Source organism: Variovorax sp. JS1663 (assembly GCF_002157355.1).
GTDB lineage: Bacteria > Pseudomonadota > Gammaproteobacteria > Burkholderiales > Burkholderiaceae_C > Variovorax.
The window spans coordinates 175719-200069 of record NZ_LYMK01000007.1; the positions used below are offsets into that span (position 1 = coordinate 175719).

The following is a 24351-nucleotide window of genomic DNA, read 5'->3' on the forward strand; positions in this document are numbered from 1 at the left end:
TGGAGCGCCGATTCTGGAAGGCCGCGGCAGTCCCGCCCTCAGGGTTTGCCCTTCGCGGCGCCTGGACCGGCGCAGGGGCCGGCTCAGCCTTTCCTGCCGCCGAAGACCACCAGCGCGCCGCCCACCACGATTGCGGCCACGCCGGCCCAGGTCGGGAAGCTGACGGTCTCCTTCTCCTTCACCGACAGCTCGATCGGTCCGATCTTGGCCTGGTGGGTCTCCTTGGTGAAGCTGAAGCCGCCCATGCCGATGGCGGCGATGCCGGCGACGATCAGGATCAGGCCGATGATTCGTGTTGCGTTCATGTTGCTTCCCATGGTGGACGACAGCCCGACTGTAGCCGCCGAGCCTGGCGCTCTCGTCTCGCGCGCTGCCGTTCAGAGCGGCAGCACGTCCGCCACCGGGCTGCCGCGCCGCAGCCAATCGGCCAGCTCGTCCGCCAGCCGGCGCGCCTCCTGTGCTGCGACGGCCCAGGCGCGGATGCGGGATGCAGCGTCGTTGCCGTAGCGCAGGAAGTCGTTGCGATCGGGCAGCTTTGCGTTCGGCAGGCTGCGCACCCATTCCGGGTCCGGCGCCAGCACGACCGTGCGCTCGAGGAAGCGCGTGGGCTTGTGGCGCCACTTGAGGCCCTTGTCCAGCCAGCCCGGCACCACCGCCTTCTGGAAGTGCGGGTAGAGCACGATGCCATCCGCCGCGCTGTAGTTCAGGTGCAGGTGGTAGTCGGTGATGCCGCCGTCCCAGTAGGCGCCGGGCGGCGCGCCGGGAATGTCGTGGACGGCCTCGAGCATGAAGGGAATCGAGCAGGAGGCCTGCAGCGCGAGTTCGAAGTTGGCCTCGCCCAGCGCGACCTGCCGCGTGCGGAAGTCCTGCGTGCCGAAGGGCAGCGACGCGCCGTGGCTGGAGAACACCACCCGCTCCAGCCAGGCGCCCAGGCCCTTGCGGTGCACGCTGTTGGTGATGAAGGCGCCCAGGTAGCCGGCCGGCGTGCGCGCCCTGCCCTCGCGCCCCAGGATGTGGCGCCCGCGCGCGGTGATCACGTGCAGGCGGTAACGCGGGTGCATGAGCACTTCGCCCGTGCGCCCGCCGTAGAAATCGCGCAGCCCTTCGCTGAACTTCGCGCTGACCTGCTTCGCGCTCAGGCGCTTCTGTCCGGCCGGCACCTCGAAATGCTGGTGAATGTAGCCGTGCTCGAACTGCTCGAAGGCCGTCTTCGGATCGGCGAGGCAGGCATTGGCCAGCCGCCACGCGCCGATGGAGGCGCCGACCAGGTCCACCGGCTGCGTGGACTGCGGCAGCCAGTCGCCGAACAGGAAGCGGTCGATGGGGCCGAGGATCAGCCCCTTGGGTCCGCCGGCCGCGCCCGGCACCGTGCGCACGTCGGCCGGTGCCAGGCCCTGGGCGGCGATGTGCGCGCGGGCGGCCGGGCCCGCGTGGATGCGCAGCGCCTTCACCGCTTGCCGACCAGCACGCCCAGGCCCAGCGCCTGCAGCAGCCTGCCGATGGCCAGGCCGCCGGCCAGCGCAGCGGCGACCACGGCGCCCAGCCCCCACGCCCCGGCATGCGCCTGGGCGAAGGCCGTGAAGCCGGTGCTCTTGCAGACCTCCAGCATGCCCACGTTGGCCACGTAGATCGCGAAGGTGTTGCGACCCACCAGCGCCACCGCCCTGCCGATGGGCCCCGGCGGCTGCGACCGCACGCGATCGGCCGCGACGGCGCTCGCCAGCAGCAGCAGCGATGCGAGGGTCACGGTGAGCGACAGGTAGGCCGAGTGCTCGGTGAACAGCGTGCTCTCCAGCGGCGCGGCGAGCAGGAGCAGCAAACCGACCAACGCCAGCCCCGGCTTGCGGCCGAGTTCGCCGCGCGCGAGCGCGATGCCCATCGCCACGTAGGGAATCCAGTAGATGAACAGCCGGTCGCCCACGGCCGAGATCAGCCGGTGCTCGAACAGCCAGTAGCCGGCCGCGACGTTCAGCGCCACGCCGGCGGCGATCACCGGCAGCGTCGGCGCATCCGCCACCCACCGGCGCAGCAGCGGGAACAGCAGCGTGAGCTGGAACAGGATCACGAAGTAGTACTGCCCCGACCAGCCGTAGCCGCCGAACCAGCCGCCCACGACCGTGTGCAGCGGCGTCGCATCCAGGCGGCCGTCGTAGAACTTCTCGAGGTAAAGCAGCGTCCAGGCGATGTAGGCCACGCCCAGTTCGACCATACGCTGCAGCAGGTAGGACCCTTGCGTCTCGCGGGGCCGGCGCGCCAGCGCCTTTTCCAGGTAGTAGGCCCAGAGCCCGATGAACACCGGCACGCCGAAGCGGAACAGGTCCTGGAAGGGCATGCCCGCGTGGATGCTGACCACGCCGACGATGGCCGCCGCCTTCAGCCAGTCCGCATGCAGGTCGCGCGCGCCCGCCGTGGCTTGGGCGCCGGCGTGTACCGCCGGCGTGCTGCCGCGATCGGCCGGGTTGCGAGGCTCAGCAGGCATGCGCATGCTCCATCCGGCCGGTGCTAGGACTTGCGCAGCCCCTGCAGCTTGGCGAAGGCATTGGCCATCTGGCCCGCGGGTTGCGGCGTGTTGTCGCGGCGCGGACCCTGGTGGCCGCGCCCGGCGCCCTCGAAGCGGTTCTCGCGCGGGCCGTCGCGGCGGCCGGGTGCGGCATCCAGCTTCATCGACAGGCCGATCCGCTTGCGCGCCACGTCCACTTCCATCACCTTGACCTTGACGATGTCGCCGGTCTTGACCACCTCGCGCGCGTCATTGACGAACTTGTGCGAGAGCTGGCTCACGTGCACCAGGCCGTCCTGGTGCACGCCCAGGTCGACGAAGGCGCCGAACTGGGCCACGTTGCTCACCGTGCCTTCGAGCACCATGCCCTCGACCAGGTCCTTGATGTCTTCCACGCCCTCGTTGAAGCGCGCCACCTTGAAGTCGGGGCGCGGGTCGCGGCCCGGCTTCTCCAGCTCGCCGAGGATGTCCTTCACGGTGATGACGCCGAACTTCTCGTTCGCGAAGAGCTCGGGCTTGAGCGTCTTGAGCATTTCGGCGCGGCCCATCAGCTCGGCGATCGGCTTGCCCGTCTTCTCGATCATCTGCTCGACCACCGGGTAGGTCTCGGGGTGCACGCCCGTCATGTCCAGCGGGTTCTCGCCGCCGCGGATGCGCAGGAAACCCGCGCTCTGCTCGAAGGTCTTGCCGCCGAAGCCGGTCACGTCCAGCAGTTGCTTGCGGGTGGCGAAGGCACCGTTGGCCTCACGCCAGCGCACCACCGCCTTGGCCACGCCGGCGGACAGGCCCGAGACGCGCGATAGCAGCGGCACGCTCGCGGTGTTGAGGTCCACGCCCACCGAGTTCACGCAGTCTTCGACCACTGCGCTCAGGGTGCGTGCCAGTTCGCTCTGGTTCACGTCGTGCTGGTATTGGCCCACGCCAATGGATTTGGGATCGATCTTCACGAGTTCAGCCAGCGGATCCTGCAGCCGGCGCGCGATGCTCGCAGCGCCACGAAGGCTGACATCCACGTCAGGCATTTCCTGCGAGGCGAACTCGCTGGCGGAATAAACCGAGGCGCCGGCCTCGCTCACCACTACCTTGTCGACCGTCGGCGCCGGGGCGCCGGCCTGGGCGCTCATCTTCGCCAGCAGCTTGATCAGATCGGCCGCGAGCTTGTCGGTCTCGCGGCTGGCGGTGCCGTTGCCGATCGCGATCAGGTTGACGCCGTGCTTGGCGCACAGCTTGCCCAGCGTGTGCAGCGAGCCTTCCCAGTCGCGCCGCGGCTCGTGCGGGAACACGGTGGCGGTGTCGACCAGCTTGCCGGTGGCGTCGACCACCGCCACCTTCACGCCGGTGCGGATGCCCGGGTCCAGGCCCATCACCACGCGCTGGCCGGCCGGCGCGGCCAGCAGCAGGTCGCGCAGGTTGTCGGCGAAGACCTTGATCGCGACCTTCTCGGCCTCCTCGCGCAGGCGAGCGAACAGGTCACGCTCGGTCGAGAGCGACAGCTTCACGCGCCAGGTCCACGCCACGCACTTGCGCAGCAGGTCGTCGGCGGCGCGGCCCGCATGGCTCCAGCCCAGGTGCAGCGCGATCTTGCCTTCGGCGATCGAGGGCTTGCCCGGCTCCGGCTCCACGGGCAGCACCAGCTTGGCGTCGAGGATGTCCTGCGCCCGCCCGCGGAACACGGCCAGCGCGCGGTGCGAAGGCACGCGGCCGATCGGCTCGTCGTAGTCGAAGTAGTCGCGGAACTTGGCGACGTCGGCGTTGTTTTCGTCCTTGCCCGCCATCAGGCTGGACTTGAACAGGCCTTCGGCCCACAGCCATTCGCGCAGGCCCTGGACCAGCACCGCGTCTTCGGCCCAGCGCTCGGACAGGATGTCGCGCACGCCGTCGAGCACCAGCTGGACGGTGGAGAAATCCAGTCCGTCGGCGGCCGGCTTGACGAAGGCCGCGGCTTCCTCGGCCGGGTTCAGCGTCGGGTCGGCGAAGAGCTTGTCGGCCAGCGGCTCGATGCCCGCCTCGCGCGCCATCTGGCCCTTGGTGCGGCGCTTGGGCTTGTACGGCAGGTAGAGGTCTTCCAGCTCCTGCTTGGTGGGCGCGGCTTCGATGGCGGCGCGCAATTCGGGCGTGAGCTTGCCCTGCTCCTCGATGCTCTTGAGCACCGCCGCGCGGCGCTCCTCGAGCTCGCGCAGGTACGAGAGACGCGCCTCGAGTTCCCGCAGCTGCACGTCGTCGAGGCCGCCGGTGGCCTCCTTGCGGTAGCGGGCGATGAAGGGCACGGTGGCACCGCCGTCGAGCAGATCGACGGCGGCCTTCACCTGGTGCTCGCCGACCTTGATCTCGGCGGCGAGCTGGCGGGTGATTTTCTGCATGTCTGGGGAAATGGCTGGCAGGCGGCGCGCAGCAGGCGTGCCGGGTGTGAGAAGGAGAAAAGCGACGAAGCGGGTTAGTTTGCCATAGGGCTCAGGGGGCGTTACCACGTCGCCGGCACGGCTGGCGGCCTGGACAGGAACGGTCCGGGCACACCTCGGCCCCTCACAATGGCCGCACATGCGCCGGTTCATCCGCAAGTTCCTGCGACATGCAGGAAGCGGCGCCCGCCGCTGGTGGCGCGCACTGCGCCGCGCAGGCTGAAAATTTTCACCCGGGTAGATTGCATGACTTGTTTTGCCCGGGTATTATTGCCCCCATGTCTTTCTCTCCCCCTGAATCCACCTTGACCGCCTTTGCCGGCTTCACGCGCATCGCCACGGGCCCGCGCGCCGAGGTGCTGGCCCAGCTGCGCAGCCGCGCCGACGCAGCGCCGCCCTTCGTCTTCGACGACAGCACCGGCGAGCGGCTCGATCTCGATCTGCGTCCGGATGGGGCCGCGCCGGCGGCCGAGGGTGCCGCCACCGACGAACAGGCGACCCGCGGTGTGGGCCGCCCCAAGCTGGGTGTCGTCGCACGGGAAGTCACGCTGCTGCCGCGCCACTGGGACTGGCTCAGCCGCCAGCCCGGCGGCGCCTCGGTGGCGCTGCGCCGCCTGGTCGACGAGGCACGCCGCGTGCACGCCGACCGCGACGCGCAGCGCGCCTCGCGCGAAGCCGCCTACCGCGTCATGAGCGATATCGCGGGCAACCTGCCGGGCTTCGAAGACGCCGCGCGGGCGCTGTTCGCCGGCGAGCGCGCGCGCTTCGAGTCCCTGGTCGAGCCCTGGCCCGTGGACCTGCGCGCGTACCTGCACCAACTCGCCGCCGCGGCATGGAGTGCAGCATGAGCCGCACGGCCGCTCCGAAGGCGAATACCGCAGCCGAAAGCGAAGGTACGCCCGTTCATCGCAGCATCCCTGCCCCGCCGATGGAGCCCGAGGACGTGGAATGCGCCGGCGAGGTCGTCGCGCCCCCGGCCACGGTGGCCGACCCGGTGCCGCCGCCCGTCGCCTCCCGCATGGATCCGCGCGCCGCGGCCATGGCCTCGCGGCCGCTGTGGAAGACCTTCCTGCTCTTCCTGGCGCCCATGCTCCTGAGCAACATCCTGCAGTCGCTCTCCGGCACGCTCAACAACGTCTATCTGGGCCAGATGATCGGCGTCGGCGCGCTGGCCGCGGTGTCGAGCTTCTTCCCGGTGATGTTCTTCTTCATCGCCTTCACCATCGGCCTGGGCGCGGGCGCCTCGGTGCTGATCGGCCAGGCCTGGGGCGCGCGCGAGCCCGAGAAGGCGCGCGCGGTGGCCGGCACCACGCTCACGGTGGGCGTGCTGTTCGGGCTCGCCGTCGCGGTCTTCGGCGGCGCCTTCACCGAGCCCATGCTCATGGCGCTGGGCACGCCGCCGGACATCCTCGCCGATGCCACGCGCTACGCCCGCATCATCCTGATCGCGATGCCGGGGCTGTTCGTGTTCCTGCTGTCCACCGCGATGCTGCGCGGCGTGGGCGACACGGTGGCGCCGCTGTACACGCTGATCATCTCGACCGGGCTCGGCCTGGTCATCACGCCGGCGCTGATCCGCGGCTGGTTCGGCCTGCCGATGCTGGGCGTGGCCAGCGGCGCCTGGGCCACGGTGATCTCCTTCGTGGTCGCGACCACCTGGCTGGGCTTTCACCTGCGCCGCAAGAAGAGCCCGCTGGCGCCCGATGCGGGCTTCGTGCGGCACCTGCGCGTGCGCCCGGCGCTGCTGAAGGCGGTGCTCAAGGTCGGCGTGCCCACGGGCGTGCAGATGATCGTGGTCTCGCTGGCCGAGCTCGCCCTGCTCTCCTTCGTCAACGCCTACGGCTCCGAGGCCACCGCGGCCTATGGCGCCGTGAACCAGGTCGTGGCCTACGTGCAGTTCCCGGCGATCTCGATCGCGATCGCCGCCTCGGTGCTGGGCGCGCAGGCCATCGGCGCGGGCCAGGTGAAGCGCCTGGGCGCGATCGCGCGCACCGCGCTGATGATGAACGTGGTGCTCACCGGCGGGCTGGTGCTGCTGGGCTACCTGTTCTCGCGGCCGCTGATGGGCTTCTTCATCACCAGCGAGCCGGTGATCGAGGTGGCGCAGACGCTGCTGCACATCATGCTGTGGAGCACCGTGATCTTCGGCATGGGCGCGGCGCTGTCGGGGATCATGCGCGCCAGCGGCTCGGTGCTGGTGCCGACCTCGATCTCGATCTTCTGCATCGCGCTGATCGAGGTGCCGGTGGCCTGGTGGCTGAGCCACCGCATCGGGCTCAACGGGATCTGGGTGTCCTACCCGGTGGCCTTCGCCGCGATGCTGACCCTGCAGGCGAGCTACTACCGGCTGGTCTGGCGCAAGAAGGCGATCAGGCGGTTGATCTGAGCCTGGGTGCGAAGCGGCCTGCCCGGCCGTGACCATTTCGTGAATCTTCGTTGATGGGCGCGTGAACCGCGGGAGCCAGACTGGCTTCCAGGACAGGAGCAGCGATGCGGCAACGCATCGAACCCGGTCCCACCCCGCTTCACTTCAACCCTCGACAGGAGATTCACATGAACGCGCACCATCAACGCATCCACGGCGCCCTGGCCAGCCTGCTCGCGCTGGGCCTGGCTGCCGCCAGCACCGGCGCCCTGGCACAGAAGGCACAGACCGAGAAGTGCGCCGGCATCGTCAAGGCCGGCCAGAACGACTGCGGCACCAGCAAGAGCGCCTGCGCCGGCACCTCCACCGTGGACCGCGACCCCGAGGCCTGGATCTACGTCGCCAAGGGCAGCTGCGCGCGCATCGCGGGCGGCACGGTCACGAACAAGCCCGAGAACGTGCACGGCGGCGCCGCCGCCGCCGGCGCGGCGAAGAAGGGTTGAGGAGCCGATCGTGCACACCACGGCTTCCATGCACGCCCCCGGCACCCCGCGCGCCAGCCTGGCACGGCAGTTGGCCGAGCGGGTCGGCGCGGCCCACCGCGGCCTGCAGGCCCTCGCACCGCTGGCCGACCTGGCGGTGCGGCTGTTCGCCGCGGCCGTCTTCTTCAAGTCGGGACTGACCAAGGTCGCGACCTGGAGTTCGACGCTCGCCCTGTTCGAGAACGAGTACGCGGTGCCCCTGCTGCCGCCCGAGCTGGCAGCCTGGCTGGGCACCGGCGTCGAACTGTTGTTCCCGGTGTTGCTGGCGATCGGCCTGGGCGCCCGTTTCTCGGCCGGGGTGCTGTTCGTCTTCAACATCGTGGCCGTGATCTCCTACCCCGACCTGGGCGCAGCGGGCCTGCGCGATCACCAGACCTGGGGCCTGCTGCTGCTGGTGAGCCTGCTGCACGGGCCCGGGAAGATCTCGCTCGATCACCTCGTCGCCCGGCTCGCCGGCCGCCGCTGACCGGGAGCGTGCCATGCCCGAAAACAGGAACGTCGTGATCGTCGGCGGCGGCTTCGCCGGCACGACCCTGGCGCGCGCGCTGGCGCCGCGCCTGCCGCAGGGCTGGCAGGTGGTGCTGGTCAGCGAGGAGAGCTACACCACCTTCAACCCGATGCTGGCCGAGGTGGTGGGCGCCTCGGTGTTCCCGGAGCACGTGGTGGCGCCGATCCGCCAGATGCTGCGGCCCGGCGAGACCAGCCGCTTCGTGATGGGCCGCGTGACGGGCATCGATGCCGGGCGGCGCCGCGTTCAGGCGCAAACGCTGGCGGGCCCGCTGGAGATCACCTACGAGCACCTCGTGCTGGCCTTCGGCACGCGCGCCCACCTGGGCCTGGTGCCGGGGCTGGAGCAGCACGCGCTGCCGCTCAAACTGGTCGGCGATGCCCTGTTCATCCGCAACCGGGTGCTGCAGCGCATCGCGCGCATCGAGCTCGAGCGCGACCCGGCCGAGCGCCGGCGCCTGGGCCACTTCGTGGTGCTCGGCGGCGGCTTCTCCGGCGTGGAAGTGGCCGGCGCACTCGCCGATTTCCTGCGCAGCGCCGCGCGCTACTACCCGCAGGTGCGGCCGGAGGAATTGCAGGTGAGCGTGATCGAGGGCGGCGACCGGCTGTTGCCCGAACTGCCCGATTCGCTCGGCCATGCCGCAGCGCGCTCGATGCGCCGGCGCGGCATCGCTGTGCGGCTGAACGCGCTGGCGGCCGAGGTCGACGCGGACGGCGTGCGCCTCGCCGGCGGCGATCGGCTCGACGCCGCCACCGTGATCTGCACCGTCGGCACGCGGCCCAACCCGCTGCTCGATGCCTTGCCGCTGCCCCGCTTGCGCGGACGCATCCAGACCGCGGACGACATGTCGGTCCGTGGCCAGCCCGGTCTCTGGGCGCTGGGCGATTGCGCGCTGGTCCGCAACGAAGCGACGCGCGCGTTCGCACCGCCCACCGCCCAGTTCGCCGTGGCCCAGGCGCTCGCGCTGGCACGCAATCTGGCCGCCCGCATCGAGGGCCGGCCGACGCAGGCCTTCCGCCACGTGTCCAGGGGCATGATGGCCACGACCGGCCACCTCAAGGGGGTGGCGAGCGTGTTCGGCCTGCGCCTGCACGGGCTGCCGGCCTGGCTGCTGTGGCGCGCCTACTACCTCTGGCGCATGCCCACCGCCGGCCGCAAGCTGCGCATCTGGGTCGAATGGACCTGGGGCATGCTGTTCCCGGCCGACATCACCCACCTGCGCTTCACGCGCACCTCGGAGGCCGACGCCGAGCTGCCGCGCGCCGCCGAAACGCTTCCCCGCATCCAACCCCAACCCTGAGGAGAGTGCCATGCTCAAACGGAAATCTGCCGTCGTCACCGGCTCCACCAGTGGCATCGGCCTGGGCATCGCCCGCGCCCTGGCGCGAAGCGGCGCAGACATCATGCTCAACGGCTTCGGCAATCCGGTCGAGGTCGAATTCACGCGCGGCGAGATGCAGCGCCAGTTCGGTACCAAGGTGCGCTACAGCACCGCCGATGTGAGCCGGCCCGAGCAGGTGCGCGCCATGATCGCGGCGGCCGAGGCCGAGTTCGGCAAGGTCGACATCGTGGTCAACAACGCCGGCATCCAGCACGTGGCGCCGATCGAGGAATTCGCCGACGACCGGTGGGACGCGGTGATGGCGATCAATCTGTCATCGGCCTTCCACGTGATCAAGGCCGTCACGCCGGGAATGAAGGCGCGCGGCTTCGGCCGCATCATCAACGTGGCGTCTGCCCACGGGCTGACCGCCTCCCCCTTCAAGTCGGCGTACGTGGCGGCCAAGCACGGCCTCGTCGGGCTGTCGAAGACGGTGGCGGTGGAACTGGCCGAGTTCGGTATCACCTCCAACACCATCTGCCCCGGCTACGTGAAGACGCCTCTGGTCGAGAAGCAGATCGCCGACCAGGCCAAGGTGCACGGCATCCCGCCCGAGCAGGTGGTGCGCGACGTGATGCTCTCGCACCAGGCGCGCAAGTCCTTCGTCGAGGTGGAGGAACTGGCGGCGCTGGCCGTGTTCCTGGCCTCGGACGCCGCGGCGTCCATGACCGGCACCGCGCTGGCCATGGACGGCGGCTGGACGCTGCACTGAGCGCCGGGCATGAGGGCCTCGATCATGGTCAACGCAACGAAGCCGCGCGCCACTGCCGGCCGCAACCCCGGCCGCGAAACCCTGCCCGGCCAGGTGGTGCTTGTGCTGCAGGGCGGAGGTGCGCTGGGCGCCTACCAGGCCGGCGTGTACCAGGCGCTGCACGAGGCCGGCATCGAGCCCGACTGGGTGATCGGTACCTCCATCGGCGCCATCAACGCGGCCCTGATCGCCGGCAACCCGCCGCAGCACCGGATGGAGCGCCTCGACAGCTTCTGGAACATGATGCAGGCGCACGCCCCCACCCTGCGCTGGCCGGACTGGATGGGTCTGGGCAACCTGGCCTCCAACATGTCGACGGTGATGCGCGGCATCCCGGACTTCTTCACGCCCAACCTGCATGCGCTGCGCGGCGCGAACGCGCAGCTGGGCGTGGAGGCGGCCTCGTACTACAGCACCGCACCGCTGCGCGGCACGCTGGAGTCGCTGGTGGACTTCGAATACCTCTGCCAGTGCCATACGCGCATGACCGTCGGTGCGGTCAACGCGTGCAGCGGCGAGATGCGCTATTTCGACACCCGCAGGGAACGGCTGGGCGTCGAGCACGTCATGGCCTCCGGCGCGCTGCCGCCCGCCTTCCCCGCGGTGCGCATCGACGGCCAGCCCTACTGGGACGGCGGCATCTACTCGAACACGCCGATCGAGGCCGTGCTCGACGACAAGCCGCGCCGCGACTCGCTGATCTTCGCGGTCAATGTCTGGCACCAGGCGGCGCCCGAGCCCGAGTCGATCTGGCAGGTGATGGCGCGCCACAAGGACATCCAGTTCGCCAGCCGTGCCGACAGCCATATCACGCGTCAGAAGCAGATCCACCGGCTGCGCCACGTCATCCGCGAGCTGCACAAGCAGATTCCGGCCTCGCGCCGCGCCGACTCGAAGGTCGCGGCGCTGGCGGCCTGGGGCTGCTGGACCACCATGCACGTGGCGCACCTGCTGGCGCCGCGCGTCGAGGGCGAGGACCACACGAAAGACATCGACTTCACGCCGGCCGGCATCTGCACGCGCCGCCGGGCCGGCCATGCCGACACGATGCGGATGATCGAGCGCGCGCCCTGGCAGCAGGCGAACGCGGATCCCATCGAGGGCGTGATCGAGCACTACTGACGCCAGCGAGTCGCCATGGGCCCGATGCTCACCGCCCTGGGTTTCGCGCTCGCCATGCTGTGTGCGGGCGTGATGGGCTTCGCCATTCAGCGTGGCGGCACCTGCACCGTCGCTGCCGTCGAGGAGATCGTCGAGAAGCGAAGCGCGCGCCGTCTGCTGGCGCTGGCCGAGGCCTCGCTGTGGGTGGCCGGCGGCCTCTTGCTGGCGCGAGCGCTGCACATGCTGCCGGCCATGCCGGCAGGCTATGCGCTCGACCGCTGGACCCTGGCCGGCGGCGCGCTGCTCGGCCTCGGCGCGTGGGTCAACCGCGCCTGCGTCTTCGGCGCCATCGCACGCCTCGGGTCGGGCGAATGGAGCTATGCGCTGACGCCGCTGGGCTTCTACATCGGCTGCCTGAGCGTGGGGCTGTTCGGCGCGGACCTGCAGCATCCGCTGGCGCAAGGATCGCCGGTGCTGGAATCCCCGGCCTGGGCGGTCCTGCCCTTCCTCGCCTTCGCCGCCTGGCGGGTGCAGGCGCCGCTGCGGATGGCCGGCGTGCGACGCGCCCTGGCCGAGCGCATCTGGTCACCGCATGCCGCCACCACCGTCATCGGGATCAGCTTCGTGCTGATGCTGCTGGTCGCGGGCGCATGGGCCTACACGGAGGTACTGGCGGAGCTGGCGCGCGGCATGGCGGCGGGCCTGGCAGCGCGCACCGCCCTGTTCGCCGCGCTGCTGCTGGGTGCCGTCTGGGGCGGCCGTGGCGCCGGCCGCCGGGCAGGCGGCACCGTCACGCCGGGGCAGTGCCTGCGCCGCCTGGCCGGCGGCCTGCTGATGGGCTGGGGCAGCCTGCTGATCCCGGGCGGCAACGATGGCCTGATCCTGGTCGGCATGCCGCTGCTGTGGCCCTATGCGTGGGCTGCCTTCGGGCTGATGTGCCTCACCATCGGTGCGGCGCGCCTGCTCGCGCGGCGGGTGCAGCCGTGATGCGGTCGCAATCTTCACAAATCGGTCACGGGCATCGCCGGCGCCCGGTGGCTGCCTAGAATTTCCGGCACCAGGAGAGCCGCATGCAGCCCACGCCACCCTCTCTCTCCGGACGCACCGGCATCGGCCTTCGGCCCGAGCACTGGCGCGCCTTCACCGAGACACGGCCGCCCGTGGGCTTCATCGAGGCACACAGCGAGAACTACTTCGGCCGCGGCGGCAAGCCTCTGCACTTCCTGCTGCTGGCGCGCGAGAGCCACGCCCTGAGCCTGCATGGCGTGGGCCTGTCGATCGGCTCGGTCGACCCGCTGTGCGAAAGGCACCTCGGGCGCCTCGCCGAGCTGGTCCGCATGCTCGAGCCGGACCTCGTTTCGGACCACCTGTGCTGGACCTCCGTGGGTGGCGTCCATGCCAACGACCTGCTGCCGCTGCCCTACACCGAAGAGGCGCTCGCGCACGTGGTTGCGCGGGTGCAGCGCGTGCAGGACTTCCTCGGGCGGCCGATCCTGCTGGAGAACCTCTCGGCCTACCTGGACTATGCGCAATCCACCGTGCCCGAATGGGAGTTCCTGGCCGAGGTGGCTGACCGCAGCGGCTGCGGTGTGCTGCTGGACATCAACAACATCCACGTCAGCGCGCACAACCTGGGCTTCGATCCCCTGCGCTACATCGACGCGCTGCCGCGCGCGGCGGTCCGGGAGATGCACCTGGCGGGCTTCACGCGCAACGTCCTCGACGACGGTGCCGAGATCCTGATCGACACGCACAGCGCCCCGGTCGCCGACGCCGTCTGGGCGCTCTACGCCGCAGCGATCGAGCGCTTCGGCCCCGTGCCCACCCTGGTCGAGTGGGATGCCGATCTGCCCCCGCTGCCCGCCCTGGTGGCAGAGGCCGAGAAGGCCCGCGCGATGATGGAGGCGCTTCATGCTTGCGCTGTCTGACACCCAGGTCCGCGTGATGAACGCGCTGCTGCGGCGCGGCGACCCGGCCGCGGCGGCGCACCTGGTCCGCCCCGGCACCCTGCCTGCCACGCGGCGCCTGGCCATCTATCGCAACAACATGGTGGAGAGCCTGGTGGCGGCGCTGCGCGCGGTCTATCCGGTGAGCGAACGGCTGGTCGGTGCCGCCTTCTTCCACCAGGCCGCCAGGGCCTGCATCGGCCTGCATCCCTCGCGCTCCGGCGACCTGCATGACTTCGGCGTCGACTTCCCGGCCTTCCTGCGCGCCTGGGCGCCGGCGTCTTCCCTGCCCTACCTGCCGGACGTGGCCGCGCTCGAATGGGCCGTGCACCGGGCCTACCATGAAGCGGTGCGGCCCCCGCTTTCGCCCGCCAGCCTGGCCGCCGTGCCGCGCGGTGCACAGCCAGGCCTGCGCCTGGCGCTGCAGCCTTCGGCACGCTTCGTGTGCTCGCCGTACCCGGTGTTGCACATCTGGCAGGCCAACCAGCCCGACGCCGACGAGGCGGAGACCGTCTCGCTCGACGAGGGCTGCGTCCGGCTGCTGGTGATGCAGCAGGCGCTGGAGGTGGTCTTCGTGCCGCTCGACGCTGCCGAACAGCGCTGGCTCTGCGCGCTCGACGAGGGCGCCGGCCTGGGCCAGGCCTGCGCCGGCGCCATCGACCTCGATCCCGCCTTCGACATCGGCGCCGCGTTGGTCCGGCACCTGGCGCTCGGGCTCTTCACCGGGATGAGCACATGACGCGCCGCGTGCTCGTGATCGAGGACGATCCCGACATCGGCCGGCTCGTGACCTTGCAGTTGGCCGAGCTCGACTGCGACTGCCGCCTCGTGACCGACGGCGTCGCCGGGCTGGCCGAGGGCGAGGCCGGCCACTACGACCTGGTCATCCTCGACCTGATGCTGCCGCGCATGGACGGCCTGCAGATCTGCCGCCGGCTGCGCGCCCTGCCGCGCTACACGCCGATCCTGATGCTCACGGCCAAGTCCTCCGAGCTCGACCGCGTGCTCGGCCTGGAGCTGGGCGCCGACGACTACCTGACCAAGCCCTTCAGCATGCTCGAACTGGCGGCGCGCGTGAAGGCGGTGTTCCGGCGCGCCGACCACCAGCAGGCCGCGGCCGAGCGCGCGCAGCAGGCGCAGCAGCCGATCGAGGCCGGCGGCCTGCGCATCGACCTGCAGCGTCACGAAGCCCTGCTCGACGGCCGGCTGCTCGAGCTCACGGCCAAGGAATTCGAGCTGCTGGCCTATTTCGCGCGCAGCCCGGGCCGTGTCCACACGCGCGCGCAGTTGCTCGACCAGGTCTGGGGCTACAGCCACAGCGGCTACGAGCACACGGTCAACTCCCACATCAACCGCCTGCGCAACAAGATCGAGCGCGATCCGGGCAATCCCGACTACATCCAGACCGTCTGGGGCGTCGGCTACAAATTCGCCGAAAGGTGAGTGAGGCGACCGGCAAGGTTCACGCACCGTGGAAAGCCTGTACATGCTGATCGTCGGCGCCGCCCCGGCAGCGCTGGCCGCGCTGGCCGTCTACTGGCGCTTCTCGCGGCGCCTGAGGCACCTGTCAGCGCAGCTGGATCGGATGTCGCTGCGCATCGACGACCAGCTGGCCGAACTCGAGCGGGGCACCCGCCGCCGGCACGAATTGCTGGCCAACGTGTCGCACGACCTGCGCACGCCCCTGGCCTCGATGCGCGGCTACCTGGAACTGCTGCTGCTGCGCCACGGCAGCCTGCCGGCCGAGGAGGAGCGCAACTACCTGGAGACCGCGGTGCGCCACAGCGAGCGGCTGGGGCGGCTGGTCGACGACCTGTTCGAGCTGAGCCAGCTGGAAGGCGACGAGGCTCGGCCCCAGCCCGAGCCCTTCTCGCTGGCCGAGCTGGCGCAGGACGTGGCGCTCAAGTTCGGTCTCGATGCACGCCGGCGCGGGATCGCGCTGCGCGCCGTGGCCGGCGACGGCGGGGCGGCCGGCGTGCACGCGCTGGCCGACATCGGCATGGTCGAGCGCGTGCTGGAGAACCTGCTGGACAACGCCTTGCGCCATACGCCGGCCGGCGGCACGGTGAGCATCGAGTTCGGCCGCGATGTGCACCGTGCGCGAATGGCCGTGCGCGACACCGGCAGCGGCATCCCGGCCGATCAGATGGCCGGCATCTTCGACCGCTACGACCATGCCGACCGCGCGATTCCCGGCGGACGCGGCGGCCTCGGGCTGGCCATCGCGCGCCGCATCGTGCGCTTGCACGGTGGCGAGTTGACAGCGGCCAGCGTCGCCGGCGCCGGCGCCTGTCTGCGCTTCGACCTGCCGCTCGTGCCGCCCGCCGCGGCGACCGCGCAGCGGATCACCGAGGGAGTGGATGCATGAACGCATCGGCAGATACCGTCGCTTGGCTGATCGCCCTCGTGCTGCTCGCCGGGCTGGCCGCATGGGCCATTCACCGCGGAGCACGCCGTCGCGGCGAATGGAACGCCCGGCTGGCGCAGCTGGAACTGCGGGTGGCCGAACAGCGCGGCGCGGTCGAGCGCGCCGAGGCTTCGCGCGCCGCGGCGCAGGCCGAACTGCGCGCGAGCGAGGAGCGCTATGCCGCCGCCTTGCGAGGCAGCCAGGACGGCATGTGGGACTGGGACATCGCCTCCGGACGCGTGGAGCTCTCGCCGCGCTGGGTGAGCATGCTGGGTTTCGACGCGAACGAAATCCCGGGCGACCTGCAGGGCTGGCGCTCTCGCGTCCATCCCGAGGACCGCGCCGCACTGGACGACGCCCTGGCGCGGCCGATGGCGGCCGACGCCTCCGCGGGCGATGCCCGCTTCGAGCGCGAGCTGCGCCTGCTGCACAAGGACGGCAGCGTGCGCTGGGTGCTGTCCCGGGGCGTCGCGCTGCGGCGCGCCGGCGGTGCGGCGTACCGCGTGGTCGGGCAGGACGTCGACATCACCCAGTTGCGCCGCGTTTCGCAGGTCCTGCAGGCGGTGGCCGACGGCACGGCCGGCGCCGTGGGCGAAGCCTTCTTTCCTGCCATGGTGCGGCACTTCGCGCGTGCCCTCGGGCTGGACTGCGCCTTCGTCGCCGAGTGCGCCGACCAGCCGCCGACGCGGGTGCGCACGCTGGCGTACTGGGCCGACGGCGCGCTCTCGGACAACTTCGAGTTCGCCCTGGCCGGCACCCCCTGCGAGGCCGTGATCCGCGAAGAACGCGCAGCGCTGCACCGCAGCGGCCTGGCGCAGATGTTCCCGCGCGAGGCCGGCTGGGAGTCCTACCTCGGCCTGCCGATCATCGCGAGCGACGGCCGCATGCTGGGCCACCTGGCATTCCGCCATCGCGCGCCGCTGGGCGACGAGGTGCTGGTCGAGTCGGTCTACCGCATCTTCCTGGCACGCGCGGCGGCGGAGCTGGAGCGCCTTCAGGCGCTGGCGCGGCTGGGCGAGCCGGCGTCGGGCGCGGTGGCATCCTGAGCGTCATCGCGGCCAGCCGGCAGCGGCGCCGCCGGCAGGTCGAAGCTGAAGCGGCAGCCTTCCCCGACGCTGCTCTGCACCCGCAGCTCGCCGCCGTGCAGTTCCACGATGCGCTTGGCGATCGCCAGGCCCAGCCCGGCGCCGGCGCGAACGCCGTCACGGTCCACGCGGTAGAAGCGGTCGAAGATGAAAGGCAGCGCTTCGTCGGCGATGCCGTCGCCCGTGTCGGCCACGCAGGCCAGCGCCCGTCCCGCATGCGCCCGCAGCAAAACGCTCACCGTGCCGCCGGCCGGCGTGTGCTCCAGCGCGTTGCCGATCAGGTTGTCGAGCACGCGCTCCACCAGGCCGAGGTCGGCATCGACCATCGGCACGTCCGGGCCGGCCTCGACGCGCAGCGCCACCTGCTGACGGTCGGCGGCCAGCTGGAATTTCTGCAGCACGTCGCCCGCGAGCTCGGGCAGCCGGAAGGTCTCGCGGGCCAGTTGCACGCCCTTGAAGTCCAGCTTGGCGAGCTCGAACAGCTCGTCGACCAGCGTGGCCAGGTGCTCGCTCTGGCGCAGCGCGATCCCGGCGTAGCTGCGCCGCGTCGCCTGCGGCAGCTCGTCGCCCCGGCGGGCCAGCATCTCCAGGTAGCCGCGCAGCGCCGCCAACGGCGTACGCAGGTCGTGCGAGACGTTGGCGATCAGCTCGCTGCGCAGGTAGACGTTCTCGGCCTCCAGGTCCTCCTTCAGGCGCCGGACCTGGGCCAGGGCCGCGGCGAGTTCCTGCCGCGCCGCCTGGTGCCCGCCGATCTCGCGCCGCAGTCCCTGGAAGAGGCGCGCGTTCTCCAGCGCGACCGCGGCCTGCGTGGCCAGCGTCCGCACCACCAGGATGCGCTGCGCCGTGAAGGCGCCGGCCAGTTGGCTGTTCTCCAGGTACAGGACGCCCGCCAGGCGTCCCTGCTTCTGCACCGCCACGCACATCGCCGAGCGCGGCCGCTGGCGCTGGATGTAGGGATCGTTGCCGAAGCGGTCGTCGGCCGCCGCATCCGCCAGCACCACGCTCTCCCCGGTGCGGCGCACGTAGTGGACGATGCCCGGCGGCACGCTGCGCGACGCCGACAGCGGCATCGCGCCCGGGTCCGCGGCGTGCGGAGTACCGGCGGCATGCACGATCGGCTCGTCCTCGCCCTCGCCCTCCAGCACCAGGCAGCCCCGGTCCGCGCCGGCGTTCTCGATCGCGATGCCGATCAGCCGCGCCGGCAGCCGCTCGAGCTCCACCTCGGCCGCGATGGCCTGCGCCGCCTTCATCACGCTGTCGAGGTCCAGGCCGTCGCCGGGTCCGCCTGCCGGACGCGCGGCCACGGCGGGCGGCGCCACGGCCGCATCGGCACCGGGCACGGCCGGCGCGGGCCGCAGCCAGGGGTGCCGGGCCTCGAGCTGCGCGACCTTCGCCGCCGCGCCCCAGCGCGCGTAGCAGGCGCGCGCCTCGGCCAGGTGGAGCGCGCCCAGCGCGGTCTCTCCGCGTGCCAGCCGCAGCGCTGCATGCCGCTCGTTGGCCAGCGCGCGCAGCTGCAGCAGCGCGTCGTGCCCGGCCGCGAATTCGATGGCCTGCTCCTGGAAGCCGATCGCGATGCGCCCGTCGCCGTCGATGCGGGCCAGCTCCGCGGCGAGCAGCAGCGCCTGGCAGCGGAAGTTCTCCGGGCAGTTGTCCGCCAGCAACGCGAAGTAGGCGCGGGCCTGGGCGACCTGGGCGCGCACCGACTCCCGCTCGGCGGCCGGCGCCTCCGCATGCCAGGCCGCCAGCGCGTACGCGTTCCAGAAGGCGTGCATCACCGGCCAGATGGTGCCGGCCACGTGGTGCACCGTCGCCCCGGCCACGCGCCCCGCTGCCAGCGCCTGCGCCGGCGTGCCCAGCAGGCAGCACAGATGCAGCCGGGCCACTGCGTGAAAGCTGGCGAAGAAGGGGTTGTCGCGATAGAGGCCGCCGTAGGCCTCCTCCTCGAAGCCGTCGTCCGACAGGGACAGCGGACCGCGCGTGCGACCCTGCAGCGCAAGCGCCCATTGCAGCATGAGCTGCGTCGCATCGGCGAAGCCCTGGTTCTTCAGCTTGCGGATCAGCGCCACGCTGGGCGCATGGGCGTCGACGAAGGCCCCGAGCTCCCGGCAGCCCGGAAAGGCCGCCCAGAGCTCGGTGCCGGCGCCATAGGCCGCATAGAGGAAATCGCCGCTCTGCAGCCCGCTGCGGCAAGCCTCGCGCGCGTAGGGCACGCAGCTGGCAAGCGGCTGGCACCAGAAGTTCACGTGCGCATGGAACTGCTGGTAGATCTTGGCGCGCCGCCGGCTGTCGCCGAAGCGGTGGTTGACGGCCAGCGCCAGGGTGCCGAATTCATAGGCGCTGCGGAAATCGCCCTGCACCGGCCCGACGGTGATCGCGTGTGTCACGTAGCCGTAGGCCGATTCCTCCGCGTTGCCATGCTCCAGTGACAGCCGCACGAGGATGGCCGAGATCAGCCGCGCGAGGGTCGGATCGCCGAGGATGTAGGCCGAGGCCCAGATGCCCGTGAGCATGCTCATCACGATCCGGATCTCGGGGTCGCGCATCACCGGCAGCTCGATCAGGGACGCGATCGGCCGCCCGCCCAGAAGGTCGGCGATGCGCGCCATCTCCCGCGCCAGCGCCTGCCCGGTGCCGGCGGCGGTGTCGGGCAGTTGCACGCCGAAGGGCGACAGCCCGTCGCGCGTGCTGGCCAGCGCCTGCGCATAGCGCGCCATGTGCTCGTGCTGCACGCTCTGCAGCTGATGGACCTGCGCTCGCTCCACGGAGGTCGCGGCACGCCGCAGCAGTTGCTGGTACTGCGGCTGTGCCGACTCGAATCGGCCGCACAGGTATTCGCTTTCCACGGCCTCCAGCTGAAGCGCGAAGCACAGCGCGTGGTCGTGTGCCCACTGCGCCTCGTCGAGCAGTTCGAGGCCGGCGCGGAAGAACTCCAGCGCGGCCTCGTGCGCGGTCGACGACTTGGCCTCGCGTCCCGCGCGCAGGTTCAACCGCGCGAGCTCGCGCCGCTCGCCCGGATCGTCGATCAGGCCGCGCCCGCGGTTGAGGTGATGGGCGATGTCGAACAGCGCCTGCTGTGCCGGTGCCTCGCCGGCCTGCGCGAGCAGCAGGCGGCCGATGCGCAGGTGCAGCATGGGCTTGCGCGCGACCGGGATCAGTGCATAGGCGGCCTGCTGCACCCGGTCGTGAAGGAAGGCCCAGGCCGGTGCATCCTCGCGCGCAGCCGCCTCGTCCTGCCGCGTGGCCTGCGGCACCGGCACGATCAGCCCTTCGGCCATGGCCTGGGCGAGATCGTCCGTCGCGGCCGCGCGCGGCTGCTCGCAGATCAGCGAGAGCGTGTGCGCGTCGAAGCGATTGCCGATGCAGGCCGCGAGCGTCAGCGCGTACTGCGAGCGGCTCGGCAGGCGCTGGATGTTGCGCGTCATCAGCGCCACGACGTCCTCGGCCAGCGGCGCCTGCGCGATGGCGTCGATCCGGTAGGCCCAGCGCCGCGCGGCCATGTCGAAGCGGAAATGCCCATCGCGCTCCAGGCTGCGGAGGAACTGGTGTACGAACAAGGGATTGCCGCCGGTCTTTTCCAGCGCCAGGCGGGCCAGCGGCAGGGCCTCGTCGCGCCCGCCGCCCAGCATGTCGGCCACCAGGGCGCTCAGTTCGGGCAGGCGCAGCGGCCCGAGCGTGAGCCGCTGCACCGGCACGCCGGCGGCTTCCAGCGCCTGCAGCGTGGGCGCCAGGCGACGCGGCGCATCGGGCTCGTTGTCGCGGCAGGCACCGATCAGCAGCAGTCCGCGGATTTCCGGGCTGTCCAGCAGCGGCGCCAGCAGGTCCAGCGTGGCCGCATCGGCCCACTGCAGGTCGTCGAGGAAGATCACCAGCGGATGCGCCGGCTGCGCCACCGCGGCGACGAAGTTGCGCAGGACGCGCTGGAAACGGTTCTGCGCCTCGGTGGGCGCCAACGGCACGGGCGGCGGCTGCTCGCCGAGGATGAACCCGATCTCGGGGATCACCTGCGCCAGCACGCCACCGTTGGCTTCCAGCGCCTGGGCCAGCGTCTCGCGCCACTGCGCCAGCCGGGGCTCGTTCTCGGTGAGCATCTGCCGCACCAGCTCGCGAAAGGCCTGAATCAGCGCGCCGAAGGGCACGCCACGCACCACCTGGTCGAACTTGCCCGACACGAAATGGCCCTCGGGCCGAACCAGGGCCCGGCACAGCCCGAGCACCAGCACCGTCTTGCCCACGCCCGGGTAGCCGTCGACCAACAGCATGGCCGGGCGCGCCTGCGGGTCGCGCACGCGTGCACAGGCCTCGCGCCGCAGTGCCTGTTCGCCGTCGCGGCCATAGAGCTGCGCGGGGATCGCGAGGCGCTGCGCGGGATCGTGCAGGCCCGGCACGAAGGGCTGGATGCAGCCATGCGCCGTCCATTCGCGTTCGCAGAACGCCAGGTCCGCGGCCAGGCCCGTCGCGCTCTGGTAGCGATCGGCGGGCGACTTGGCCAGCAGCTTCATCACGATGTCCGACACCGGCTGCGGGATCGCCGGCAGCAGCGTGGCGGGCGCCACCGGCATGACGGCGATGTGCGCATGAATCAGCGCCATGGCGTCGTCGGCGTCGAAGGGCGGTCGCCCGGTCAGCATGCCGTAGAGCAGCGCACCGAGGGCATACAGGTCGCTGCGGTGGTCCGGGGTGTCGCCAGTGCGCCCCGTCTGCTCGGGCGCGGCATGGCGCAGGCGGGCCAGCGCGCCGGCATCGACCGCGGAAGGTATCGCCATGGCGCCATCCGCGTCGACGAGCCCGGCGCAGCCCGTGGCGGGATCGACCCTCACTGCCTCCGGGCAGAGCCCAAGATGAACCCGGCCCTGTCCGTGCAGTTCGGCCAGCGCGGCGGCCAGTTGCGTGCCCAGCCGGAGGCTCTGCGGCAGGCTCGGCGCATCGCCCGCGCGCAAGCCGCGGCCGGGACGGAATGCACCGCCGTCGGCGATCCAGCCTTGCACTTCGGGCGTCGGGCTCATGGCGTCTTTCCTCTTCCCATTCGCGGTGTGTGCGCCACGCGGACTGTGCGCCCGATCGGGCCCGTCTGGCAATGCGTGATCAAAGCGTGAACTTTGGGAGACCGCGGCGTGAGGCCCGGCGACCACAGTGCGCCACGGAGCCGCCGAAAGGCGATCCGCCCCTCGTCAACCACCCTTCGCTTCCAGGAGAACCCACATGCACATCGCCAACCCCCCGCGCCGCCTGCCGTGGCGCCCCGCCCTGCTCGCCGCGCTGGCCGCCTGCGCCCTTGGCGCCCTGGCTCCGGCTGCCCGCGCGGGCGAATGCCCGGCCGACAAGGTCGTCGCCGACGGCCAGGGCCAGAAGCCCGGCCCGTCCAGCCCCAAGGACGTCACCGACGTGGTGCGCTACAGCACCGATCTGTCGAAGGAGCCGCTGGCGCTGCAAGGCCGCCTGTTCCGCCTGCGCCAGCTGGAGATGAAGCCCGGCGGCATCGTGCCCTGGCACAGCCACAACGAGCGGCCGGCCATGATCTACATCGTGTCCGGCGAGGTGGTCGAGTACGCCAGCAGCTGCGCGGTGCCCATCGTCCACCGGGCCGGCGACGTGGCGCCTGAACGGAACGGCACATCGCATTGGTGGAAAAACACCGGCGGCACCACCGCCGTGCTGATCTCGGTGGACCTGTTCCCCACGGGCATGCAGATGGACCCGCACGAGATGTGACATGGCCAGCCCTTCATGTCCCTTCGCATCGCCGGCCCGCTGCCGGCTCCCGGTGCCGGGCCGGCACTGGCTGCGCCGCAGCCGTCGGCGCAAGGTGGGGCGGCGGCTGCCCGTCATCACCGGCTGATGCCGGCGCCGCCGGCGGCGCTCAGGCCGGCGGCGCGTGCACGATCGCCTCCACCTGCGACCCGCCGGGTTCCTGCGCGATGCACTGGTCAGCCTCGCTCATCGGCATGCTCCTTGTCCAGCAGTCTCAGCGTGTGGCGCGCGATCATCAGCTCCTCGTCGGTCGGGATCACCCACGCCGAGCAGCGGCTGGCCGCCGTGCTGACGCAGGGCCCGCCCGCGGCGTTCGCGTCCTCGTCGACCGCCAGGCCCAGCCAGGCCGCGCCGGCACCGACGCGGCGGCGGATCTCGGCGGCATGCTCGCCGATGCCGGCGGTGAACACCAGCCCGTCCAGGCCGCCCAGCGCGGCGGCGAGCGAGCCGATCTCGCGCACGATGCGATGCACGAAAAGCGCGACCGCCAGCTGCGCGCGCGGCGCCTCGCTGGCCAGCAGCACGCGCATGTCGCTCGACAGGCCGGACACGCCAAGGAGGCCCGACTCGCGGTACAGCACCTGCTCGATGGCGCGCGCATCCATGCCGCGCTCGTTCATCAGGTACAGCAGCACGCCCGGGTCGATGTTGCCGCAGCGGGTGCCCATGGGCAGCCCGTCCAGCGCGGTGAAGCCCATGGTGCTGGCGATGCTGCGGCCGCCCTGCAGCGCGCACAGGCTGGCGCCGTTGCCCAGGTGCAGCGCGATCACGCGGCCCTGGGCCAGCATGGGCGCGACCACCGGAAGGCGAGACGCGATGTACTCGTAGGACAGGCCGTGGAAGCCGTAGCGCCGTACGCCGGCGTCGTAGAACGCCATCGGCAGCGCGAACATCTGCGCCAGCTCCGAGTTGCTGCGGTGAAAGGCCGTGTCGAAGCAGGCCACCTGCGGCACGCCCGGCAGCAGCTCGAAGGCCAGGCGCACCGCCGCGAGGTTGCTGGGCTGGTGCAGCGGGGCCAGCGGCGACAGGGCCTCGAGGTGGCCCACCACCTCCGGCGTGATGAGAACCGGCTGCGCGAAGTCCATGCCGCCGTGCACCACGCGGTGGCCGATGCCGCGCAGCGCGATGCCAGGCACGAGCTCGCGCACGAAGCCGATCACGTGCCGCAGCGCGGCGTCGTGCCCGATTGCCTCGCCCTGCGACCAGGTCCGCTGGCCGAGCACCCGGCCCGCGGGATCGCGTGCGGTGAAACGCGGCGCCGTGTCGATCTCCTCGACCAGGCCGCGCAGCACCGGCGCCAGCACCTCGCCCTGCGACCGGTAGAGGGAAAACTTCAGGCTCGACGAGCCCGCGTTGGCCACCGCCACCATCCCGTCGTTCATGCTTGTCAATCCATCACGTGGTAGCGACCGGTCGAGCCGACGCGCTGCCGGGCGTCCGGCAGGCAGGCGGCGGGATCGGGGAAGGGTGCGGGAGAGATCGTCATCGGCAGGCGGGCTTGATCTGTTGCATCGCAGCATGCACCATCCGTGTGATCGTGACTTTGACTCACCCTCGGCCGGACTCAGGTATTCAGATATTCGCGCATGCAGCAGCCACCCTCCCCCTCCCCCTCCCC

Annotated in this window: 21 protein-coding genes; 15 read left to right on the plus strand and 6 right to left on the minus strand. The window is 71.4% G+C overall.

Annotated features, from left to right (window positions below):
- Positions 1-83 precede the first annotated feature (83 nt).
- From A8M77_RS08815 to A8M77_RS08830, 4 genes are all read right to left on the minus strand, one after another.
- Positions 84-305: a hypothetical protein gene (locus tag A8M77_RS08815; protein WP_086921206.1), complete on the minus strand. Its 222-nt coding sequence runs from the start codon at positions 303-305 to the stop codon at positions 84-86.
- A gap of 72 nt (positions 306-377) precedes the next feature.
- Positions 378-1451 (minus strand): phospholipase, encoded by a 1074-nt coding sequence (locus A8M77_RS08820; protein ID WP_086921176.1) that lies wholly within the window; start codon positions 1449-1451, stop codon positions 378-380.
- Positions 1448-2479: an acyltransferase family protein gene (locus A8M77_RS08825; RefSeq protein ID WP_158100898.1), complete on the minus strand. Its 1032-nt coding sequence runs from the start codon at positions 2477-2479 to the stop codon at positions 1448-1450. Before A8M77_RS08825 ends, A8M77_RS08820 begins: the two co-directional genes overlap by 4 nt.
- 23 nt (positions 2480-2502) lie before the next feature.
- Positions 2503-4860 carry a Tex family protein gene (locus A8M77_RS08830; RefSeq protein ID WP_086921178.1) on the minus strand — a complete coding sequence of 786 codons (2358 nt, stop codon included), beginning with the start codon at positions 4858-4860 and terminating at the stop codon, positions 2503-2505.
- 317 nt (positions 4861-5177) lie between these two features.
- On the opposite strand from A8M77_RS08830, the gene A8M77_RS08835 reads away from it, so the two are divergent.
- The 13 genes from A8M77_RS08835 to A8M77_RS37210 all read left to right on the plus strand — a co-directional run bounded on the left by A8M77_RS08835 (position 5178) and on the right by A8M77_RS37210 (position 16946).
- Entirely contained in the window at positions 5178-5747 is a 570-nt protein-coding gene (locus A8M77_RS08835) for a DUF2239 family protein (protein ID WP_086921179.1), read from the plus strand.
- A gap of 170 nt (positions 5748-5917) precedes the next feature.
- On the plus strand, positions 5918-7285 hold the full coding sequence (locus A8M77_RS08840; protein ID WP_086921207.1) for an MATE family efflux transporter: 1368 nt from the start codon (positions 5918-5920) through the stop codon (positions 7283-7285).
- Between the two features lie 167 nt (positions 7286-7452).
- Positions 7453-7767, plus strand: a complete 315-nt coding sequence (locus tag A8M77_RS08845) for a BufA1 family periplasmic bufferin-type metallophore (protein WP_086921180.1) — start codon at positions 7453-7455, stop codon at positions 7765-7767.
- Positions 7768-7777: 10 nt separating this feature from the next.
- Entirely contained in the window at positions 7778-8272 is a 495-nt protein-coding gene (locus A8M77_RS08850; protein WP_238136758.1) for a DoxX family protein, read from the plus strand.
- Positions 8273-8285: 13 nt separating this feature from the next.
- Entirely contained in the window at positions 8286-9614 is a 1329-nt protein-coding gene (locus tag A8M77_RS08855) for an NAD(P)/FAD-dependent oxidoreductase (RefSeq protein ID WP_086921182.1), read from the plus strand.
- Positions 9615-9624: 10 nt separating this feature from the next.
- Positions 9625-10407 (plus strand): 3-hydroxybutyrate dehydrogenase, encoded by a 783-nt coding sequence (locus tag A8M77_RS08860; protein WP_086921183.1) that lies wholly within the window; start codon positions 9625-9627, stop codon positions 10405-10407.
- Positions 10408-10416: 9 nt separating this feature from the next.
- Positions 10417-11568 (plus strand): patatin-like phospholipase family protein, encoded by a 1152-nt coding sequence (locus A8M77_RS08865; protein ID WP_443270686.1) that lies wholly within the window; start codon positions 10417-10419, stop codon positions 11566-11568.
- 15 nt (positions 11569-11583) lie between these two features.
- On the plus strand, positions 11584-12534 hold the full coding sequence (locus A8M77_RS08870; RefSeq protein ID WP_086921184.1) for a YeeE/YedE thiosulfate transporter family protein: 951 nt from the start codon (positions 11584-11586) through the stop codon (positions 12532-12534).
- A gap of 83 nt (positions 12535-12617) precedes the next feature.
- Positions 12618-13475, plus strand: coding sequence for an MNIO family bufferin maturase (bufB, locus tag A8M77_RS08875; RefSeq protein ID WP_086921185.1), 858 nt, complete (start codon positions 12618-12620; stop codon positions 13473-13475).
- Positions 13459-14232 (plus strand): HvfC/BufC N-terminal domain-containing protein, encoded by a 774-nt coding sequence (locus A8M77_RS08880; protein WP_086921186.1) that lies wholly within the window; start codon positions 13459-13461, stop codon positions 14230-14232. The genes bufB and A8M77_RS08880 overlap by 17 nt, the downstream gene beginning before the upstream one ends.
- Positions 14229-14936 (plus strand): response regulator transcription factor, encoded by a 708-nt coding sequence (locus A8M77_RS08885; RefSeq protein ID WP_086921187.1) that lies wholly within the window; start codon positions 14229-14231, stop codon positions 14934-14936. The genes A8M77_RS08880 and A8M77_RS08885 overlap by 4 nt, the downstream gene beginning before the upstream one ends.
- Before the next feature lie 43 nt (positions 14937-14979).
- Positions 14980-15861 carry a sensor histidine kinase gene (locus A8M77_RS08890; protein WP_086921188.1) on the plus strand — a complete coding sequence of 294 codons (882 nt, stop codon included), beginning with the start codon at positions 14980-14982 and terminating at the stop codon, positions 15859-15861.
- On the plus strand, positions 15858-16946 hold the full coding sequence (locus tag A8M77_RS37210; RefSeq protein WP_086921189.1) for a PAS domain-containing protein: 1089 nt from the start codon (positions 15858-15860) through the stop codon (positions 16944-16946). Before A8M77_RS08890 ends, A8M77_RS37210 begins: the two co-directional genes overlap by 4 nt.
- Here A8M77_RS37210 and A8M77_RS08900 read toward each other — a convergent pair.
- Complete coding sequence (locus A8M77_RS08900) at positions 16895-21988, minus strand: sensor histidine kinase (protein WP_086921190.1); 5094 nt, start codon at positions 21986-21988, stop codon at positions 16895-16897. The genes A8M77_RS37210 and A8M77_RS08900 overlap by 52 nt on opposite strands.
- A gap of 196 nt (positions 21989-22184) precedes the next feature.
- Between A8M77_RS08900 and A8M77_RS08905 the strand changes: the two genes are divergently transcribed.
- On the plus strand, positions 22185-22694 hold the full coding sequence (locus tag A8M77_RS08905; RefSeq protein WP_086921191.1) for a cupin domain-containing protein: 510 nt from the start codon (positions 22185-22187) through the stop codon (positions 22692-22694).
- Between the two features lies 1 nt (position 22695).
- Positions 22696-22821: a hypothetical protein gene (locus A8M77_RS37215; protein ID WP_272947430.1), complete on the plus strand. Its 126-nt coding sequence runs from the start codon at positions 22696-22698 to the stop codon at positions 22819-22821.
- Between the two features lie 88 nt (positions 22822-22909).
- Here the strand turns inward: A8M77_RS37215 and A8M77_RS08910 are convergent, their stop codons facing one another.
- Complete coding sequence (locus tag A8M77_RS08910) at positions 22910-24115, minus strand: acetate/propionate family kinase (RefSeq protein WP_086921192.1); 1206 nt, start codon at positions 24113-24115, stop codon at positions 22910-22912.
- Between the last annotated feature and the right edge of the window lie 236 nt (positions 24116-24351).

Bases quoted from the DNA above. Each gene is read 5' to 3' on its own strand.
- A8M77_RS08815 (WP_086921206.1), bottom strand. From the start codon at position 305: ATGAACGCAACACGAATCATCGGCCTGATCCTGATCGTCGCCGGCATC.
- A8M77_RS08825 (WP_158100898.1), bottom strand. From the start codon at position 2,479: ATGCCTGCTGAGCCTCGCAACCCGGCCGATCGCGGCAGCACGCCGGCG.
- A8M77_RS08830 (WP_086921178.1), bottom strand. From the start codon at position 4,860: ATGCAGAAAATCACCCGCCAGCTCGCCGCCGAGATCAAGGTCGGCGAG.
- A8M77_RS08835 (WP_086921179.1), top strand. From the start codon at position 5,178: ATGTCTTTCTCTCCCCCTGAATCCACCTTGACCGCCTTTGCCGGCTTC.
- A8M77_RS08840 (WP_086921207.1), top strand. From the start codon at position 5,918: ATGGATCCGCGCGCCGCGGCCATGGCCTCGCGGCCGCTGTGGAAGACC.
- A8M77_RS08845 (WP_086921180.1), top strand. From the start codon at position 7,453: ATGAACGCGCACCATCAACGCATCCACGGCGCCCTGGCCAGCCTGCTC.
- A8M77_RS08855 (WP_086921182.1), top strand. From the start codon at position 8,286: ATGCCCGAAAACAGGAACGTCGTGATCGTCGGCGGCGGCTTCGCCGGC.
- A8M77_RS08860 (WP_086921183.1), top strand. From the start codon at position 9,625: ATGCTCAAACGGAAATCTGCCGTCGTCACCGGCTCCACCAGTGGCATC.
- A8M77_RS08865 (WP_443270686.1), top strand. From the start codon at position 10,417: ATGAGGGCCTCGATCATGGTCAACGCAACGAAGCCGCGCGCCACTGCC.
- A8M77_RS08870 (WP_086921184.1), top strand. From the start codon at position 11,584: ATGGGCCCGATGCTCACCGCCCTGGGTTTCGCGCTCGCCATGCTGTGT.
- bufB (WP_086921185.1), top strand. From the start codon at position 12,618: ATGCAGCCCACGCCACCCTCTCTCTCCGGACGCACCGGCATCGGCCTT.
- A8M77_RS08880 (WP_086921186.1), top strand. From the start codon at position 13,459: ATGCTTGCGCTGTCTGACACCCAGGTCCGCGTGATGAACGCGCTGCTG.
- A8M77_RS08885 (WP_086921187.1), top strand. From the start codon at position 14,229: ATGACGCGCCGCGTGCTCGTGATCGAGGACGATCCCGACATCGGCCGG.
- A8M77_RS08890 (WP_086921188.1), top strand. From the start codon at position 14,980: ATGCTGATCGTCGGCGCCGCCCCGGCAGCGCTGGCCGCGCTGGCCGTC.
- A8M77_RS37210 (WP_086921189.1), top strand. From the start codon at position 15,858: ATGAACGCATCGGCAGATACCGTCGCTTGGCTGATCGCCCTCGTGCTG.
- A8M77_RS08900 (WP_086921190.1), bottom strand. From the start codon at position 21,988: ATGAGCCCGACGCCCGAAGTGCAAGGCTGGATCGCCGACGGCGGTGCA.
- A8M77_RS08905 (WP_086921191.1), top strand. From the start codon at position 22,185: ATGCACATCGCCAACCCCCCGCGCCGCCTGCCGTGGCGCCCCGCCCTG.
- A8M77_RS37215 (WP_272947430.1), top strand. From the start codon at position 22,696: ATGGCCAGCCCTTCATGTCCCTTCGCATCGCCGGCCCGCTGCCGGCTC.
- A8M77_RS08910 (WP_086921192.1), bottom strand. From the start codon at position 24,115: ATGAACGACGGGATGGTGGCGGTGGCCAACGCGGGCTCGTCGAGCCTG.